At 72.4% G+C, this 16,523-nt stretch carries 13 protein-coding genes and 1 riboswitch; of the genes, 6 read left to right on the top strand and 7 right to left on the bottom strand.

Features of this window, described 5'->3' with window-relative positions; translation table 11 throughout:
- Positions 1-98: 98 nt before the first annotated feature.
- Together AB0C03_RS22310 and AB0C03_RS22305 are read left to right on the top strand one after the other, a co-directional pair.
- The gene (locus AB0C03_RS22310) at positions 99-3,428 is read left to right on the top strand and encodes an ATP-binding protein (protein ID WP_030335900.1); all 3,330 of its coding nucleotides are present in this window, start codon (positions 99-101) and stop codon (positions 3,426-3,428) included.
- A gap of 112 nt (positions 3,429-3,540) precedes the next feature.
- The gene (locus AB0C03_RS22305; protein WP_030335898.1) at positions 3,541-5,118 is read left to right on the top strand and encodes a Na+/H+ antiporter; all 1,578 of its coding nucleotides are present in this window, start codon (positions 3,541-3,543) and stop codon (positions 5,116-5,118) included.
- Positions 5,119-5,145: 27 nt separating this feature from the next.
- Here the strand turns inward: AB0C03_RS22305 and AB0C03_RS22300 are convergent, their stop codons facing one another.
- The 4 genes from AB0C03_RS22300 to AB0C03_RS22285 all read right to left on the bottom strand — a co-directional run bounded on the left by AB0C03_RS22300 (position 5,146) and on the right by AB0C03_RS22285 (position 9,989).
- Positions 5,146-5,889 (bottom strand): amino acid ABC transporter ATP-binding protein, encoded by a 744-nt coding sequence (locus AB0C03_RS22300; RefSeq protein WP_030335896.1) that lies wholly within the window; start codon positions 5,887-5,889, stop codon positions 5,146-5,148.
- The gene (locus AB0C03_RS22295; RefSeq protein ID WP_030335893.1) at positions 5,886-6,656 is read right to left on the bottom strand and encodes an amino acid ABC transporter permease; all 771 of its coding nucleotides are present in this window, start codon (positions 6,654-6,656) and stop codon (positions 5,886-5,888) included. The genes AB0C03_RS22300 and AB0C03_RS22295 overlap by 4 nt, the downstream gene beginning before the upstream one ends.
- 39 nt (positions 6,657-6,695) lie before the next feature.
- Positions 6,696-7,562: an ABC transporter substrate-binding protein gene (locus AB0C03_RS22290; RefSeq protein WP_030335891.1), complete on the bottom strand. Its 867-nt coding sequence runs from the start codon at positions 7,560-7,562 to the stop codon at positions 6,696-6,698.
- Between the two features lie 273 nt (positions 7,563-7,835).
- A riboswitch (SAM riboswitch) is annotated at positions 7,836-7,947 on the bottom strand.
- An 86-nt stretch (positions 7,948-8,033) separates the two neighbouring features.
- Positions 8,034-9,989, bottom strand: a complete 1,956-nt coding sequence (locus AB0C03_RS22285; protein WP_051708762.1) for a hypothetical protein — start codon at positions 9,987-9,989, stop codon at positions 8,034-8,036.
- Between the two features lie 154 nt (positions 9,990-10,143).
- On the opposite strand from AB0C03_RS22285, the gene corA reads away from it, so the two are divergent.
- Entirely contained in the window at positions 10,144-11,268 is a 1,125-nt protein-coding gene (gene corA, locus AB0C03_RS22280) for a magnesium/cobalt transporter CorA (protein WP_030335888.1), read from the top strand.
- A gap of 15 nt (positions 11,269-11,283) precedes the next feature.
- Here the strand turns inward: corA and AB0C03_RS22275 are convergent, their stop codons facing one another.
- The gene (locus tag AB0C03_RS22275; RefSeq protein ID WP_091401337.1) at positions 11,284-11,469 is read right to left on the bottom strand and encodes a hypothetical protein; all 186 of its coding nucleotides are present in this window, start codon (positions 11,467-11,469) and stop codon (positions 11,284-11,286) included.
- 208 nt (positions 11,470-11,677) lie between these two features.
- The gene (locus AB0C03_RS22270) at positions 11,678-12,193 is read right to left on the bottom strand and encodes a 2'-5' RNA ligase family protein (RefSeq protein ID WP_030335886.1); all 516 of its coding nucleotides are present in this window, start codon (positions 12,191-12,193) and stop codon (positions 11,678-11,680) included.
- A gap of 79 nt (positions 12,194-12,272) precedes the next feature.
- Between AB0C03_RS22270 and AB0C03_RS22265 the strand changes: the two genes are divergently transcribed.
- Positions 12,273-12,782 carry a mycothiol transferase gene (locus AB0C03_RS22265; RefSeq protein WP_357638681.1) on the top strand — a complete coding sequence of 170 codons (510 nt, stop codon included), beginning with the start codon at positions 12,273-12,275 and terminating at the stop codon, positions 12,780-12,782.
- A gap of 9 nt (positions 12,783-12,791) precedes the next feature.
- On the opposite strand, the gene AB0C03_RS22260 is transcribed toward AB0C03_RS22265, so the two are convergent.
- Entirely contained in the window at positions 12,792-13,838 is a 1,047-nt protein-coding gene (locus AB0C03_RS22260) for an NAD(P)-dependent alcohol dehydrogenase (RefSeq protein WP_357638679.1), read from the bottom strand.
- Between the two features lie 164 nt (positions 13,839-14,002).
- Between AB0C03_RS22260 and AB0C03_RS22255 the strand changes: the two genes are divergently transcribed.
- The gene (locus tag AB0C03_RS22255; protein ID WP_357638677.1) at positions 14,003-14,446 is read left to right on the top strand and encodes an SCP2 sterol-binding domain-containing protein; all 444 of its coding nucleotides are present in this window, start codon (positions 14,003-14,005) and stop codon (positions 14,444-14,446) included.
- Positions 14,443-16,500 (top strand): amylo-alpha-1,6-glucosidase, encoded by a 2,058-nt coding sequence (locus AB0C03_RS22250; protein WP_030335878.1) that lies wholly within the window; start codon positions 14,443-14,445, stop codon positions 16,498-16,500. Before AB0C03_RS22255 ends, AB0C03_RS22250 begins: the two co-directional genes overlap by 4 nt.
- Positions 16,501-16,523 lie beyond the last annotated feature (23 nt).

The raw sequence follows: 16,523 nt of genomic DNA, 5'->3' as shown, positions 1-16,523 counted from the left end.
CCCGTCGCCGTCGTACCTCGTCGAGCCTGCCCGCCGGTGATCAGCAGCCGGTCAGCGTCCGATCAGTGCCGGCCGGGCCGCCCGCCTACTGTGGTGCCATGACCAGGCAGCTGACGGCGCCCGTCGCGGTGACCTTCGGCGTACTCGGGCCGGTGATCGCCGCGACCGAGCACGGCCCGGTCCCGTTGCGGGGCCACCGGCAGCGCCTGGTGCTGGGCCGGCTGTTGATCGCCCACGGCCGGGTGGTGCCGGTGGAGCGCCTCGTCGACGACCTGTGGGAGGTCGCACCGGACGGCGCGGTGGGCGCCATCCGGACGTTCGTCGCCGACCTGCGCCGGGCCCTGGAGCCCGATCGACCACCCCGGCAGCCGCCCCGGATCCTGGTCACCGAACCACCGGGGTACGTGCTGAAGGTCGCCCCGGACGCGGTGGACGCCGGACGATTCGAGGCCGCCGTCGGCGAGGCGGCGGACCTGCTGGCGGCCGGCCGTCCCACACCGGCCGTGGCCGCGCTGGATGCGGCGCTCGACCTCTGGCGCGGGCCCGCGTACGCCGACTGCGCCAACGAGTCCTGGGCGGTCGCGGAGATCAACCGGCTGAACGAGCTGCGGATGCTCGCCGTCGAGCGGCGGGCGGAGGCGCTGCTGGCGGTGGGCCGACCGGACGAGGCCGCCGCCGACCTACCGGCACACCTGGCCAGCTATCCGCTGCGCGAGGACGCCTGGCGGCTGCTCGCCGTGGCCCGCTACCGCGCCGGCCGGCAGGGCGACGCGCTGGCCGCGCTGCGGGAGGCCCGCCACGTCCTGGTGACCGAGCTGGGCGTGGACCCGGGGCCCGAGCTGCGACAACTGGAAGCCGACATCCTGGCCCAGGCCCCGCACCTCACCCCACCGGTCGACCGGCCGGTCGCCCCCGGCCTCGGCGAGCCGGCTCGCCCCGTCGCGGCCGGGCAGCGCCCGTTCGTCGGCCGCGACGCCGAGCTGGAGCGGCTGCGGCGCGCCGCCGACGCCGCGTCCCGGGGCCACCAGCCCACACTCGCCCTGCTCAGCGGCGACCCGGGCGCCGGCAAGACGGCGCTGGCCGAGGCGGTGACCCGGCAACTCGCCGCCCAGGGCTGGACCACGGCGTGGGGACGCAGCCCGGAGTACGAGGGCGCCCCGCCGGCGTGGCCCTGGACCCAGATCACCGACGCGCTCGCCGGGCCGAACGCCCCCGTCGTCACCGCCGACCCGGAAGACGACCCGACGGAACCGGCCGACCCCGCCACGGTGCGGTTCCGCCGGCACCGCGCGGTGGCGTCGCTGCTCACGGCGGTCGCCGACCGAGCGCCGGTCCTCCTGGTCCTCGATGATCTGCACCGCGCCGACGGTGACACCCTGGACCTGTTGACCGCGCTGCTCACCGGCCCGCAACCGGCCAGCGGGCCGGTGCTGATCCTCGGCACCTACCGGGCCACCGAGATCAGCCCGGAGCTGACCGCCACCCTGGCCCGCGCCGCCGGGCTGGAGCCGGTCCGGGAGTACCTCGCCGGCCTGCCCGCGTCGGCGACCGGTGAGCTGGCCGGCGCCATCGTCGGTGCGGAACTGGACCAGGCCACCGCCCGGTCGATCCACAACCGCAGCGGCGGTAACCCCTTCTTCGTCCGCGAACTGGCCCAGTTGTACGCGGCCGCCGGGGAGTCGGGGCTGGCCGCCGTGCCGCCCGGCGTACGCGACGTGATCCGGCACCGGTTGGCGCAGCTGCCCGCCCCGACCCGTACCGTGCTGCGCCAGGCGGCAGTGCTCGGCCGGGACCTCGACCCGGACGTGCTGGGCGTGCTGGCCGGTGACCCGGCGGCGGTGCTGGACGCCGTGGACCGCGCCCTGGCAGCCGGATTCCTCAGCGAGCGGGAGCCCGACGGGCGGCTGCGTTTCACCCACATCCTGGTTCGCGACACGCTCTACGCCGACCTGTCCGCGTCGCGCCGCTGCGCCTGGCACGCTGCCGTCGCCGAGGTGCTGCGACAGCGGGAACCCGTCGAACCGGCGGCCCTCGCGTACCACCTGCTGCGCGCCGGTGGGCCGGTCGCGGCCGCTGAGGCGTCGAGGTACGCCCGGGTGGCGGCCGAGCGGGCCGAACGGGGCGGCAACCCCCATGAGGCGGCTCGGCTGTGGGGTCAGGCGATCGACGCGTACGACCGCGCCGGTGGGGTCGAGCCGGGCGGGCGGGTGACCGCGCTGCTCGGCCTGGGGCGGGCGCTGGCGGTGACGGGCCGGTTGGCCGACGCGCGGCGACGGCGCGCCGAGGCGATCGCCGCCGCCGAGTCCACCGGCGACCCCCAGCTGATCCAGGAGGCGCTGGCCGGCTTCGACGTGCCCGCCAGTTGGACGCGCAACGACGACGACGTGCTCTCCGGGCACATCGTCCGGGCCGCCGAACACGCGCTGACAGCGCTCGGCCCGGTCCGCTCGGCGCAGCGCAGCCGGCTGCTGAGCACCCTCGCGCTGGAACTGCGCGGCACCACCACCGATCGTGGCCGCCGTGCCGCCGACGAGGCCGAGGCGATCGCCCGCAGCGTCGGCGATCCGGGGCTGGTGGCCTTCGCGCTCAACGCCCGCTTCATGCACTCCTTTCACCGCGTCGGTCTGGCCGGCGCGCGGGCCCGGATCGGCGTCGACCTGGTCGACCTGGCCGTCCGGCACCAGCTGGTGACCTTCGAGGTGCTCGGTCACCTCGTCCTGGTCCAGGCCAGCTGCGCGCTGGCCGACCGGCCCGGCGCGGATACCCACGCGCGCGCCGCCGACGATCTCGCCGAGCGGTACGAGCTGCCATTGGTCGGCGTCTTCACCAGGTGGTACGCCGCACTGCGGCTGGCGCTCGACGGCGACTCGGCGGCGGCAGCGCGGGCGTACGCCTCGGCAGCCGACCGCACGAGCGCCGAGGGCATGCCGGGGCTGACCCGGGGCCTGCTCCCGTTGGCACTGCTCGGCCTGCGGCTTGCCGACACCATCGGCACCGACTGGCCGGCCACCGGGCCCGGCGGTGCGGACCGGCTGATCACCGGCGCTGACGACGGGGCGGACCTGGACTGGGGTCCGCACGAACCGTGGGTCCGACCACTGCTGCTGCTCGCCGCCGGTGAACGGGACGCCGCCGCGGCCGCCCTGCGGGCCCTTCCCGAGGGACCGCACGACCTGCTGCGGGAGGTACGGCTCTGCCTCGTCGGTCGGGCGGCGCGCGTGCTCGGCGACCGGGCCACGATGACCCGGGTTCACGCCGAACTGCTGCCGGCCGCCGGTGAGTTGGCAGCGGGCAGCGGGGTGCTCACCGTCGGACCGGTGGCCGGGCACCTCGCCGACCTGGCCGCCGCCCTGGGCCGGGACGAGGAGGCGGCCGAACACCGTCGTACGGCCGGTGCGGTGACCGCCCGCGCCCGTGCCGGGGCCTGATCCGCACCCGCGACCACCACAACTTGCCGGTTTCCGCCGGAACGCACCGACCGGTGCGGTCAGATGGAGCCACCGGCGCGTCCGCCGTCGGCCATGGTCCGAGGGGGTAGGCGTGGAGGCGCTCGTCCTGATCGTGGTGCTCGGTGTCACAGTGCTCGTCGGTACCACCGTCGGCGGTCGGTACCGGGTGGCCCCGCCGGTCCTGCTCATCGCGTTGGGCGTGCTGCTCGGGTTCACGCCGCCGCTGTCCGAGGTCACCCTGGAACCGGATCTGGTCCTGCTGATCTTCCTGCCGGCGATCCTGTACCGGGAGAGCCTCACCATCAGCCTGCGCGAGATCCGCGCCAACCTGCCGGTGATCGGGATGCTCGCCGTGGTGCTGGTGGTGCTCACCATGGTCACCGTGTCGTACGCCGCGCAGGCGTTCGGGGTGAACCCCGCCGCTGCCTGGGTGCTCGGCGCGGTCCTCGCGCCGACCGACGCCGCCGCGGTCACCGGTCTGGCCAAGCGGTTGCCCCGCAAGCTGCTCACCACCCTGCACGCGGAGAGCCTGATCAACGACGGCACCGCGCTGGTGGTCTTCGCGGTGGCAGTGGGTCTGCTCAGCCAGAGCGCCGAGCCGGGCGTGCTCGGCGTCGGCGAGGAGTTCGTCGGCGCCAGCGTCGGCGGTGTGGTCGCCGGTCTGCTGGTGGGGGCCGCCGTGGTGCTGGTCCGCAAACGGCTCGACGATCCGCTGCGCGAGGGCGCGCTCAGCGTGCTGACCCCGTTCGGCGCCTTCCTGCTCGCCGACTCGGTGCATGCCAGCGGTGTGTTGGCGGTGGTGGTCGCCGGCCTGGTGCTGTCCTACGCCGGCCCGCGGGTGATCCGCGCCCGGTCCCGGGTGCTGGCGTTCGCGTTCTGGGACCTGTCCACCTTCCTGATCAACGGTGGCCTGTTCGTCCTGCTCGGCACGCAGATTCCCCGCGCGGTGCGGGGCATCACCAGCACGTCGCCGCAGCGGGCGCTGCTGATCGCGCTGGTGGTCACGGTGGTCGTCGTGGCCACCCGGCTGCTCTTCATCTATGTCACAGCGCAGTCGGCGCGACTGCGCCGCCGCCGGATGGTGGACGACGTCGGTCGAGGTCCCTCCGGCTGGCGGGTGGGGACCGTCGGGGGCTGGGCCGGTTTCCGGGGTGCGGTGTCGCTCGCCGCCGCCCTGGCCGTCCCGACGATGACTGTGGATGGCCGGCCGGTTGTCGAACGCGACCTGATCATCTTCGTCACCGCGCTGGTGATCGTGCTGATCATGCTCCTGCAGGGCACCACCCTGCCGCTGGTGGTGCGCTGGGCCGGGCTCAGCGGCGACCCGGGACGCGTCGACGAGGCCCGGCACGCCCGGCGGCGGGCCGCCGAGGCGGGCCTGGCCGCCCTCCCGCAGGTCGCCGCGGAGATCGGTGTCCAGGGTGATTCGGTGCGTCGGCTGGAGGCCGAGTACCAGCGGCACCTGGAGGACCTCAACGAGGGCGGTGGGACCATCGCCGATGAGCGCCGGCTGGAACGGCAACTGCGCCTCGGCGTCCTCGCGCACAAGAGGCGGGAGGTCACCCGACTGCGCGACAACCGGGAAATCGACGACCTGGTGCTGCAGGAACTCCAGTCCGCGCTGGACAACGAGGAGATCCGGCTGCTGGGGCGCGAACCCAACGAGTGACCGTCGGCCACCGCGCGCCCGCGCGGCTCAGAGCACCTGGTCGAGGAACCGGCGCAGCCGCGGATGTTCGGCCCGCTCGAAGACGGCCTCGGGCGGGCCGGCCTCCAGCACCACACCCCGGTCCATGAAGGCGACGGTGTCGGCGACCTGCCGGGCGAAGCCCATCTCGTGGGTCACCACCACCATGGTCATTCCGGCGGCGGACAGGTCGGCCATCACCCCGAGCACACCCTTGACCAGCTCCGGGTCGAGCGCCGAGGTCGCCTCGTCAAAGAGCATCACCTCGGGCCGCAGCGCCAGCGCACGGGCGATCGCTACCCGTTGCTGCTGACCACCGGAGAGTTGCGCCGGTCGGGAGTTCGCCTTGCCGGCAAGCCCCACCAGCTCCAACTGGGCGCGGGCGAGCGCGTCCGCCTCGTCCTCACCGAGCTTGCGCAGTCGGCGCAGCGCCAGCGTGACGTTGCGCAGCACGCTCATGTGCGGGAAGAGGTTGAACTGCTGGAACACCATGCCCACCCGCTGCCGCAGCGCGTCCGGGTCGTCGCCCCGCACGCTGCGCCCGTCCAGCAGCACGTCGCCCCGGTCCGGTTCGATCAGCCGGTTGATGGTGCGCAGCAGTGTGGACTTGCCCGACCCGGACGGGCCGATGACACAGGCCGTCGCGCCACGCGGCACCGACAGGTCGACGCCACGCAGCACCCGGTTCGGTCCGAAGGCGAGGTGCACGTCGCGTACGTCGAGGCTGACCGAGGTCGTGCTGGCGGCGGTCATCGCCGATCCCCTTCCATCGCGTACGGCGCGGTGTCGTCGTCCTCGTCTGTCGGCGCGGTGGCCGGCCGACCGTTGCGCAGCCGGCGGTCGATCCAGTTGACGACGTGCGTCAACGGAACGGTCAACGCCAGGTAGCACAGGCCCGCCAGCAGCAGCGCCGACTCGTTACCGGTGGTGGCCGCGTAGTCCTGCCCGATCCGGAACAGCTCCCGCTGGCTGGCCACCAGACCGAGGAAGTAGACCAGGCTGGAGTCCTTGATCAGCGCGATGAGCTGGTTCACCCAGGCCGGCAGCACCCGCCGGATGCCCTGCGGGACGATCACCAGCCGCATCGCGTCGGCCCAGGAGAAACCGAGCGCCCGGGCGCCCTCCAACTGGGCGGCCTCCACCGACTGGATGCCCGAGCGGAAGATCTCCCCGATGTACGCGGCAGCGATGAGCGACAGCGCCAGGATGCCCAACGGGTAGGGGTCCGGTCCCCAGACCTGCATGCCCAGCGGGGCCAACCCGACGCCGATCAGCAGGATCGTCGCGGCGGCCGGCAGCCCCCGGAACACGTCGGTGTAGACCCGCGCCGGCCATCGCAACCAGCGGCTGCGGGAGATCCCCGCGACGGCCAGCAGCAGGCCCAGCACCGAGCCGAGCAGAGCGGCGGAGACCGCCAGGATCAGCGTGTTGGGCAACCCGACGGTCAGCATCTCGGGCAGCGCCTCGCGCATCGAGTCCCAGTCGAAGAACGTTTCCCACAGGGTGCTCAACGGATCCATGTGTCGCCTCTCCTACCGCCCCGCTCGCTCGTCACCGGTTCAGGACGCCGCCGACGCGGACGCCGACGGCGCCACAGTGACCGCGCCGCTGCCCGGCTTGAAGTCCGCCGGGATCGGCCGGCCCGGGTAGTACTGCGCCTGCAACCGGGTCCAGGTGCCATCGGCGATGACCTCGTCGAGGCTCTTGTTCAGCGCCTCGCGCAGCTTGTCGTTGCCCTTGGCCACGGCGTACGCGGTCGGTGCCGGGCTGAGCTGCTTGGCCGCCACGGTGATCTTGCCGTTGCTGTCGGCGGCCGACTTCTCGCCGATCTCCGCCGGGGCGATCCACGCGTCGGCGGTGCCCGCCTTGAGCTGGTTGATCGCACCGTTGTAGTCCGGCACCCGCACCGGGTTCAGCTGCTTGCCGGTGGCGTAGTCGTCCTGGACCGTGCCCTGCACCACCACCACCCGCTTGCCGGTGAGCTGGTCGAAGTTGGTGATCGGCGAGCCGGCCGGGACGTCCAGGCCGAAGTAGCCGAAGTCGTAGCCGTTGCCGAAGTCGACTGTCTTCTTGCGGGCCTCGGTGATGGTGATCGAGGAGCTGCCAACGTCGAACTTGCGGTTGTTGACCTGGCTGAGCAGCGCGGAGAAGTCGGTGCCGACGAACTCCACAGTGAGGCCGAGCTTGCCGGCCACGGCGGTCAGCAGGTCGTTGTCGAAGCCGGTGAACCTGCCGTCCTTGAGGTACACGTTCGGCGGGGCGTCGGTCAGCGTGCCGGCGCGCAGCACGCCCGGCTGGGCCAGGCCGTACGGGTTGGTGGTGGCGTCGGACGAGCTGTCGTCGCCGCAGGCGGTGAGGGCGGTGGCGGCCAGGATCGTCGCCGCCCCCAGGGCGGCGGCACGGGTCACTGCGGGAAGGAATCGCACTGGTGTCTCCGAAGGGTGGTGTCTCGGCGGGCGTGGGTGCGCGCCACCGACGGCGCGCCCGATGGGCGTACCGGTGGAAAGGGGTTTCGGGAGGGTGGTGCTAGAGCGCGGTGCCGCGACGACAGGCGGCGCTGCACATTCGCATCGTGTCCACGTGCCGTCGCCGGGTCAGTGCGGGCGAGGGTCGACCGGTGCGGAGGTCCGCGACGTCAGTCGGTGGGGTGGTGCTGAGGATGCGCATGGTTCTCCCGGGTCTGTGCTGACCTGGGTGCCAGGCCACGCTTGCACCGACGTCGTGCCGGTGCCTGGTCTTCACCCGGGGCACCCCACCGCGGAGGAGGGTTGCCGGCCAGCGAGCCGGGGCTTCGCGCTGGCGCTCATGACCTGCGCCGAGGCTAGCAGCACCAACGGGTGCCGCGTCCAGTCGGTATGACCACGCTCACCGTGCGCGACGAGCCGTCCGCGCCCAGGTCAGCCGGCGTGCACGTGCGGTCGACGGTGTGGGTCGGGTTCCTGGCGGCGCAGGATCTCCCGGGTCACCGAGGCGATCGCGCCCTGCCCGAACGCCAGGTAGCGCAGGAAGTTGCGAACCGGGCCGCCCTCGGACCACTCGAAGTAGATGTGGGGCCGCCGACGGCTGCGGTCGCGGATCTCCAGCAGCAGGGCGGCCAGCGCGGTGGGCACCGACGAACTGGCCAGGCTGAGCACCGGGAAGCGGCCGTCGACGACGCTGCCGCGGACCAGCACCTCGGTCTCGAAGTCGGACGGGTCGGTGACCTCGACCTCGACGAAGATGACGTCGCTGTCGTCGGGGAAGTCGTTGTCCGCCATGGTCTGGGCGAGCTTGGCGCGGTACTCCGCCTCGTCGCGCCGGTCGGGTTCGTGCGCGATGAGGCGGATCCGCCGGCCGGCGCGTTCGTCGATGATCCGGGCCGCGGCCGGATCCAGTTCGACGTGATCGACGCGCAGCTCGTAGGCCCGCATCAGCCGGGACAACACCGACACCAGGATGATCCCGCCGATGAAACAAGCGGCGATCTTGACGCCACTGGGGCGTTCCACCACGTTCGCCAGCGTCGTGTAGACGAAGATCACCGCGATGACGCCGAACGCGATGGTGCGACCGCGCTGACGCTGCCGCAGCGCCGCGAGCGTCACCGCCGTCGCGGCCGAGGTGATCAACACCAGCACCCCGGTGGCGTACGCGCCGCCCTGCGCGTCCACGCTGGCCTCGAAGACGATCGTGATCAGGAACGCCACCGAGGTGAAGACCAGCACCAGCGGCCGGACGGCTCGCGCCCAGGTCGGCGCCATGCCGTAGCGGGGCAGGTAGCGCGGCACGAGGTTGAGCAGACCAGCCATCGCCGACGCCCCGGCGAACCAGAGGATCCCGATGGTGGACAGGTCGTAGATGGTGCCGAACACCTCGCCGAGGTGAGCGTGTGCCAGATAGGCCAGCGCCCGCCCGTTCGCCGGCCCGCCCGGCTGGAAGGCGTCCGGCGGGATCAGCACCGTTGTCGTCACGCTGCTGGTGATCAGAAAAACGCTCATGATCACCGCTGCGGTGGTGAGCAGCCGGCGCGCGCCACGGATCCGGCCCAGCGGTCGTGCCTCCGAATCCTGCGGGTCACCCCGTACGCTCGGCATCACCGCCACCCCGGTCTCGAAGCCGGACAGACCCAACGCCAGCTTCGGAAAGACCAGCAGCGACAGCCCGACCACCAACCACGGGTCGCCGTGCCCGGTGGTCAGCGCGGTGGTCCAGTCGCCCACCGCGCTCGGATGCCTCACCACCCGCCACAGCGCGTCGGCCACCACCACCGCGTTCAGCGTCAGGTAGACCGCGACCAGGACGACGGCGATCCCGATCGCCTCGGTGAATCCCTTGAGGAACACCGCGCCCAGCAGCGACACGAGCAGCAGTGTGACCAGCACCTCGTGCCCCTTGAGCGCACTCGGCCAGAAGGGGTTCTCGTCGATGTGCGCCGTCGCGTCGGCCGCCGAGAGGGTGATGGTGATGATGAAGTCGGTGGCCGCGAAACCGAGCAGCACCAGCACCAGCAGCTTGCCCGGCCAGTAGCTCAGCAGGCGGACCAGCATCGCGATGGAACCCTCACCGTGCGGGCTCTCCACCGCCACCCGCCGGTAGACCGGCAACGCGCCCAGCAGCGTCACCAGCACCAGCACCAGCGTCGCCACCGGCGAGAGCGCCCCGGCGGCCAGCGCCGCGATGCCCGGCTGGTAACCCAGCGTGGAGAAGTAGTCCACACCGGTCAGGCACATCACCTTCCACCACGGGTGGTGCCGGTGCTCCGGCGGGCGCCCGTGCGGTCCCGGGTGCTGCACGGCCTGGTCCGAGCCGGCGAGCAGCCACCCCCGCAACCGGCCGGCGCGTCTGTCGAACGTCACCGGCGCGTCCCCCGTCATCCCGCTCACGGTCACCGTGAGTATCCGCCCATGGGGCCGCTGCCGTCCGCCGGTGCGCGGAACCCAGCCGACACCCCGGCGGGTTTCGGGCCCAGGGCACCGGGGATGCAGCCTCCCGGTCCGGACCGGACGGCACCGGGGGAGGGGACAGGGCATGGTCGGCCGTCGTTTCCGCCCGGGTGGTGGCTTCGGCCGTCAACTCGACGAGTACGAGACGAGGGTCGGCGTGGTGCCGCCCCCGGAGTCGCCCGCAGCCTCCCACGGCCTGGTGGACAGCGCGGTCTACCTCCGGGGGCACCGGTTCGCCTCGCCGTCCGGCCTCGCCGAGACGTACCGCTGCCTGCAGGAGCAGGACGACGCGATGGCCTGGATCGGGTTGTACCGGCCCGACATCGAGCAGATCACCTCACTGGCCCGCGAGTTCCGGCTGCACGACCTGGCGGTCGAGGACGCGATCAACGCCCACCAGCGGCCCAAGCTGGAGCGCTACGGCCACACCCTGTTCGTGGTGCTGCGCGCCGCCCGCTACGACGACCTGCGGGAGGAGGTCGAGTTCTCCGAGCTGCACCTGTTCATCGGGCCGGGTTTCGTGGTCACCGTCCGCCACGGTGAGGCACCGGACCTGGCCGCGGTGCGGCGGCGGATGGAGACCGAGGCGCAGATGCTCGCCCGGGGCCCGGAGGCGGTCCTGTACGCGATCCTGGACCAGGTCGTCGACGGGTACGCGCCGGTGGTGGCCGGGCTGGAGAACGACATCGACGAGATCGAGACCCAGGTGTTCGGTGGCGACCCGAACGCCAGCCGCCGCATCTATGGCCTCAGCCGCGAGGTCATCCAGTTCCAGCGGGCCGCCCGCCCCCTGCTCAGCGTGCTCGACGCGCTGGCCGTCGGCGCGGGCAGCGCCAGCGCCGACGAGGAGCTGCGCCGCTACCTGCGCGACGTGACCGACCACCTGACCCAGGTGGTGGAGCGGGTGGACGGTTTCCGGCACCTGTTGCAGAACATCCTCACCGTCAACGCGACCCTCGTCTCGCAGCAGCAGAACGAGGAGATGCGCAGTCTCACAGCGGCCAGCTACAGCCAGAACGAGGAGCTGAAGAAGGTTTCCTCCTGGGCGGCGATCCTCTTCGCTCCCACGCTCATCGGCACCGTGTACGGCATGAACTTCGTCCACATGCCGGAGCTGAACTGGCGCTTCGGTTACCTCTTCGCGCTGCTGTTGATGCTGCTGGTCTGCGGCACCCTCTATGTGATCTTCAAGCGGCGCGGCTGGCTCTGAGCCCTTGGCCGCGGCTCACTCGATGCCGCGCAGGATGTGCCGTTCGTCCTCGACGTCGTCGTCGCCGGCACCGATCCGGCCGAGCAGTACGGCGGCCGCCCAGATCGTCAGGGGGGTGGCTGCCCCGGTCATTCCGCCGCCGGTCCGGTCGTCCCGGGTCTGGCTCCGCTCCGTGCGCGGTGGCCTGCGCTGAGCCTGCATGGGCCCTGCCTCTCCTCGTCGAAGCCGCCGTGGGCGGCGCGGGGTGAATTCGCGCCACCGGCCGGGTGGGACCGCCCGTGAGCAGCCCACCACCGGTACGACAGCCACTCGAACCTTCCCACGCCCGGCCACTTCCGCACCGCTTGTTTTCGGGTTTCCGACTGCCGCCCGCCAAACCGGACATTACGCAGCGACGGTCGAGTCACGGTCAAGGCAGCGGGTGGGCGATGCCCCGGGCATGGTCGGTGAGCGCCGCGCCGACCACCGTCGCGGCCAGCGGCAACACCTCCAGACAGCGGCGCACCGCGGCGGCCATCAGCGTGTTCGGCACCCGCATGGACAGCGTGCAGTGCGGCACCCAGCGCCCCGGCTGGTAGTGCTCGGCGAGGGGGATGCCGGCGGCGGCGAGCCGGTCGTGCACCAGCCGGTGGTGCGCCAGCAACTCCGGGGTGGGCGTCGGACCGAGCCAGAGCACCCGACCGACGAACTGGCCGGCGTGCTGGAATTCGAGCCGCAACGGGGCGGCCACCACCGTCCCCTGTAACGCCTCGGCGACCTGCTCCGGGTCGAACCGGGGCGCCACCATGAGCGAGACGTGTGGACGGTGGCGCTGCTCCAGCAGCGAGCGCATGCTCTGCACGCCCTCGGCCTCCAGCGCGTCCCAGAGCACCCGGATCCGGCGGGTGGCGTCCGGGTCCAGGTACAACTCCAGCGCGGCGACCATTTGATCACCGTAGCGGCCGAGGTTTGCCCGCCCGTCTCCGGCGGTACCTGATCCGCAACCGACCAGGAAGGCGCAGCACGTGAATGTGAGTGACCTGCTGACCGAGGCGTACGACCGACTGCCCGACCTCGTCCGCGCGGCGGTCGAGGGCCTCAGCCCCGAGCAACTGCGCCACCAGCCCGCCCCGGGCGCCAACTCGATCGGCTGGCTGGTCTGGCACCTCACCCGGGTGCAGGACCATCATGTCGCCGAGATCCTCGACGCCGACCAGATCTGGGCCAGCGGCGACTGGGCGGGGCGGTTCGGGCTCGCCGCCGACCCCGACAACACCGGCTACGGGCACTCGCCCGCCCAGGTCGCGACGGTTAGGCCGGAGAGCGCGCAGGCGCTCATCGACTACTACGGGGCGGTCGCCGGGCGTACCGGGGACTTCCTGGCCGGTCTGGCCCCGGCGGACCTGGACCGTGTGGTCGACGAGGCGTGGGATCCGCCGGTCACCCTCGGCGTCCGGTTGGTCAGCGTCGTCGAGGACGACCTGCAACACGTCGGCCAGGCCTCCTACGTGCGTGGCCTGCTCGAGGCCGGCTGACGGCCGGGCTCACGGCACGATCACCGCCCGGCCCTCCAGGGTCCCGTCGCGCATCTGGCGGTACGCGTCCAGGGCGTCGTCCAGCGCGAAGGTGGTGATGCTCGGCCGGACCAGGCCCCGGGCGCCCAGGTCGAGCACCTCCACCAGCTCGGGTCGGCTGCCCCAGTAGGTGGTGGCGATACTCAGCTCGTACGGCACGGAGAAGAACGACACTCCCACGGTGCCGCCGCCGATCCCCACGATGGTCAGGTCGCCCACGGTGCGGGCCGCCGCCACGCCGAGCGCCAGGGTGCTGTCCGCGCCGACGAAGTCCAGCACCACGTCGGCGCCCCGCCCTCCGGTGGCATCCCGGATCTCCTCGGCGGCGGTCGGTCCGGAGGTCACCGTGCGATCCGCGCCGCACTCCTCGGCCAGCCGCAGCGCCTCGGCCCGGGTGTCCACGGCGATCACCCGCGCGGCGGTGGTGGCCTTGAGGATCTGCACGCCCACGTGCCCCAGCCCGCCGACCCCGATCACCACGGCCGTGCTGCCCGGTGGCAGCTTCGGCCAGGAGCGCCGGACGGCGTGGTACGGGGTGAGCCCCGCGTCGGTCAGCGGCGCGGCTTGCACCGGATCCAGACCCTCCGGTAGAGGTACGACGTGCCGCGCGTCCGGGACAAGTTCGAACTCGGCCATCCCGCCGTCCAGTCCGAGCCCACCGCCTCCGCTCGGCACCGGCGCGGCGGAAGGGTTCTCGCAGTACGGGTCGATCCCGAGCCGACAGCGGGCGCAGGTGCCACAACCCCATGCCCCGAACACCGCGACCGGTTGCCCGACGGACAGCCCGGTCACCCCGTCGCCGAGGGCGTGCACCCAGCCGGCGTTCTCGTGACCGAGGGTGAACGGCGGGTTCCAGGGCACCGTGCCCGGCTCGAACTCGTCCATCAGGTGCAGGTCGGAGTGGCACGCGCCGGCACCGCCGATCCGGACCACCACCTGACCCGGCCCGGGCGTCGGGTCGGGGACCTCGACCAACTCCGGTTCCGACTGCCACTCCCGCAACCGCAGTGCACGCATGCCGGTGCTCCCGTCTGTGTCGGCTGAACCACTGGCCTGCCCACCTCGTCGCGCGGCAAACGGGCCGCCACCGGCGCGACCCCGGGGCACCCTCACCCGTTCCGGGTGAACCGGCCTCACCCGGGCGCAGGTGATCCTGCGGGGAACCGTGGGGAGGGGATCTGATGGGTGCGACGGCGGAGCAGTACCTGCGACAGCTGGACACCGGTCGGCGACCCGACCTGCCGGAGACCACCGCGGGGACGCTGCGGTTGGATGTCCGTGACGACGGCAGCACCGACCACTGGTACCTGACCATCGCCGGCCAACACGTCCAGGTGACCCGTTCGGCCGAGGACGCCGAGCTGGTGGTGCGGGCCGACCGGGCGGTCTTCGACCGGATGGTTCGCGGCGAGTTGCACCCCGGAGCGGGCCTGCTGCGCAACGAGGTGACAGTGCACGGCAACGTGCAACTGCTGATGCTGCTGCGGCGGATCTTCTCCGGGCCGGACGGCGCCCGTCACCCGCGCGAGCTGGGCCGGGCCGCGCTTGCCGGCCGAACCGCGCCGGCCGGCGGGGCCGTGTCTGCTGGCCGGGCCGTGACGACCGCTCGGGGTGGTCGGCCGTGAAGCAGGAACTGGTGCACGTCATCGCGGGCAACATCTTCGCCATCACCGACGCCCAGGGCGACATCGAGCCCGACCCGCAGCTTCCGGTCGGACTCTTCGCGTACGACACCCGGTTCCTGTCGCACTGGGTGCTGCGGATCGACGGTGAACGGACCAACGCCCTGTCCCGGGACGACCTGACCTACTTCGAGACCCGGTTCTTCCTGGTTCCCGGCACGGCGAGCCACTACATCGACGCCGACGTGTCGATCATCAGGCACCGTTCGGTTCACGACTGTTTCCACGAGAACATCACGGTGCTCAACCACTCGTCGCAGCCCGCCGAATACACCGTCCGGCTGGAGATGGCCAGCGACTTCACCGACATCGTCGAGGTCGGGCAGGTGCGGCAGCGGGCCGTCGAGGTCGCCGCCGACCCGGCGCGTCAGCAGCTCGTGCTGCGCTACCAGCGGGAACGGTTCATCCGGGAGACCACGGTGTGCAGCACCGTCCCCGCCGACGTGGACGAGCAGGGGATGACCTTCCGGATCCGCATCCCACCCGAGGGGAGGTGGGAGACCGACCTGCACGTCACAGTGACCATGGGCGGCGAGGAGGGTCGGGATCTCCGCGCCGACCTGCAGTCGCACCAGCACGCCCTGCGCACGGGGATGGACGAGGACCTGAGCCGGTGGCTGGACCGTGCGCCGCAACTGGTGGCCGAGCGCGCCGGCCTGGAAGAGCTCTACCAGGGCAGCCTCGCGGACCTGGCAGCGCTGCGCTACCAGCCGTTCTCGTACCGCGAGCGGGTGCCGATCGGTGGTCTGCCGTGGGCGATGGGTCTGTTCGGGCGGGACAGCATCATCACCTGCCTGCAGACGATGGCGTTCACCCCCGAACTGGCCCCGTCGACGCTGCGGATGCTGGCGCTCGTGCAGGGCGGTCAGCTCGACGACTGGCTGGAAGAGGAGCCCGGCAAGATCCTGGCCCACCTGCGGTACGGCGAGACGGGGGCGTTCCGCGAACGGACGAGCGCGTTGTACTACGGCGCTGCCGACACCACCCCGCTCTTCGTCGTCCTGCTCGACGAGTACGAGCGCTGGTCCGGTGACGCGGACCTGGTCCGCGAGCTGCGCCACCCGGCCCGGATGGCGCTGGACTGGATCGACGAGTACGGCGACCTGACCGGCGACGGCTACGTGCGCTACCAGCGCCGCAACGAGCGCTACGGCGCGGTCAACCAGAGCTGGAAGAACTCCCCGGACGCGATCGTCGACGCCCACGGTCGACAGCCCGCCTTCCCCCGCGCCACCTGCGAGTTGCAGGGTTACGCGTACGACGCGAAGCGCCGAGGCGCCCGGCTGGCCCGCGAGTTCTGGGGCGACCTCGCGTACGCCGACCGGTTGGAACGGGAGGCGGCAGCGCTGAAGGAGCGCTTCAACCGGGACTTCTGGTTGCCACACCGGGGGTACTACGCGTTGGCGCTCGACCCGTACGGAGAGCCGGTCGACGCGCTGGCCTCCAACATGGGGCACCTGCTCTGGAGCGGGATCGTCGCTGACGACCGCGCGGAGGCGGTAGCCGAGCACCTGGTCGGGCCGCGACTGTTCAGCGGTTGGGGGGTACGCACGTTCGCCACCGGGCAGCGCACCTACAACCCGGTGGGCGCGCACCTGGGCGCGGTGTGGCCGTCGGACAACGCGGTGATCGCCGCCGGGCTGCGTCGCTACCGCCTCGACGCTCAGGCGGCCCGGATCGCCGCCGGCGTCTTCGACATGACGCTGACGCTCGGTGGCGAGGTGCCGGAGGTGATCGCCGGCTACGAGCGCAGCCTGACGACCTACCCTGTGCAACTGGCGACGAGCTGCCGCCCGCAGGCGTGGTCGTCGGGGTCCCTGCTGATGCTGCTCGCCACCGTGCTGGGCCTGCGGCCCACCGGCGACAACCTGCTGGTCGACCCGGCGGTGCCCGAGGGGTTCGGCCGGCTGGAACTGCTCGACATCCCCGGCCGTTGGGGTCACTCCGACGCCTACGCGAGAGATCGGAGCACCGAACGCCGGCACCGCCTGCGGTGAGGCCGAGAATCAGCGCAGGCGGT

The sequence above is a fragment of the Micromonospora parva genome (genome assembly GCF_040649675.1).
GTDB classification, from domain to species: Bacteria; Actinomycetota; Actinomycetes; order Mycobacteriales; family Micromonosporaceae; genus Micromonospora; species Micromonospora parva.
Note: the sequence above shows the minus strand (reverse complement) of the source record. Positions and strands in the feature narration are given on the sequence as shown.

Bases quoted from the DNA above. Each gene is read 5' to 3' on its own strand.
- AB0C03_RS22310 (WP_030335900.1), top strand. From the start codon at position 99: ATGACCAGGCAGCTGACGGCGCCCGTCGCGGTGACCTTCGGCGTACTC.
- AB0C03_RS22300 (WP_030335896.1), bottom strand. From the start codon at position 5,889: ATGACCGCCGCCAGCACGACCTCGGTCAGCCTCGACGTACGCGACGTG.
- AB0C03_RS22295 (WP_030335893.1), bottom strand. From the start codon at position 6,656: ATGGATCCGTTGAGCACCCTGTGGGAAACGTTCTTCGACTGGGACTCG.
- AB0C03_RS22285 (WP_051708762.1), bottom strand. From the start codon at position 9,989: ATGACGGGGGACGCGCCGGTGACGTTCGACAGACGCGCCGGCCGGTTG.
- corA (WP_030335888.1), top strand. From the start codon at position 10,144: ATGGTCGGCCGTCGTTTCCGCCCGGGTGGTGGCTTCGGCCGTCAACTC.
- AB0C03_RS22275 (WP_091401337.1), bottom strand. From the start codon at position 11,469: ATGCAGGCTCAGCGCAGGCCACCGCGCACGGAGCGGAGCCAGACCCGG.
- AB0C03_RS22270 (WP_030335886.1), bottom strand. From the start codon at position 12,193: ATGGTCGCCGCGCTGGAGTTGTACCTGGACCCGGACGCCACCCGCCGG.
- AB0C03_RS22260 (WP_357638679.1), bottom strand. From the start codon at position 13,838: ATGCGTGCACTGCGGTTGCGGGAGTGGCAGTCGGAACCGGAGTTGGTC.
- AB0C03_RS22255 (WP_357638677.1), top strand. From the start codon at position 14,003: ATGGGTGCGACGGCGGAGCAGTACCTGCGACAGCTGGACACCGGTCGG.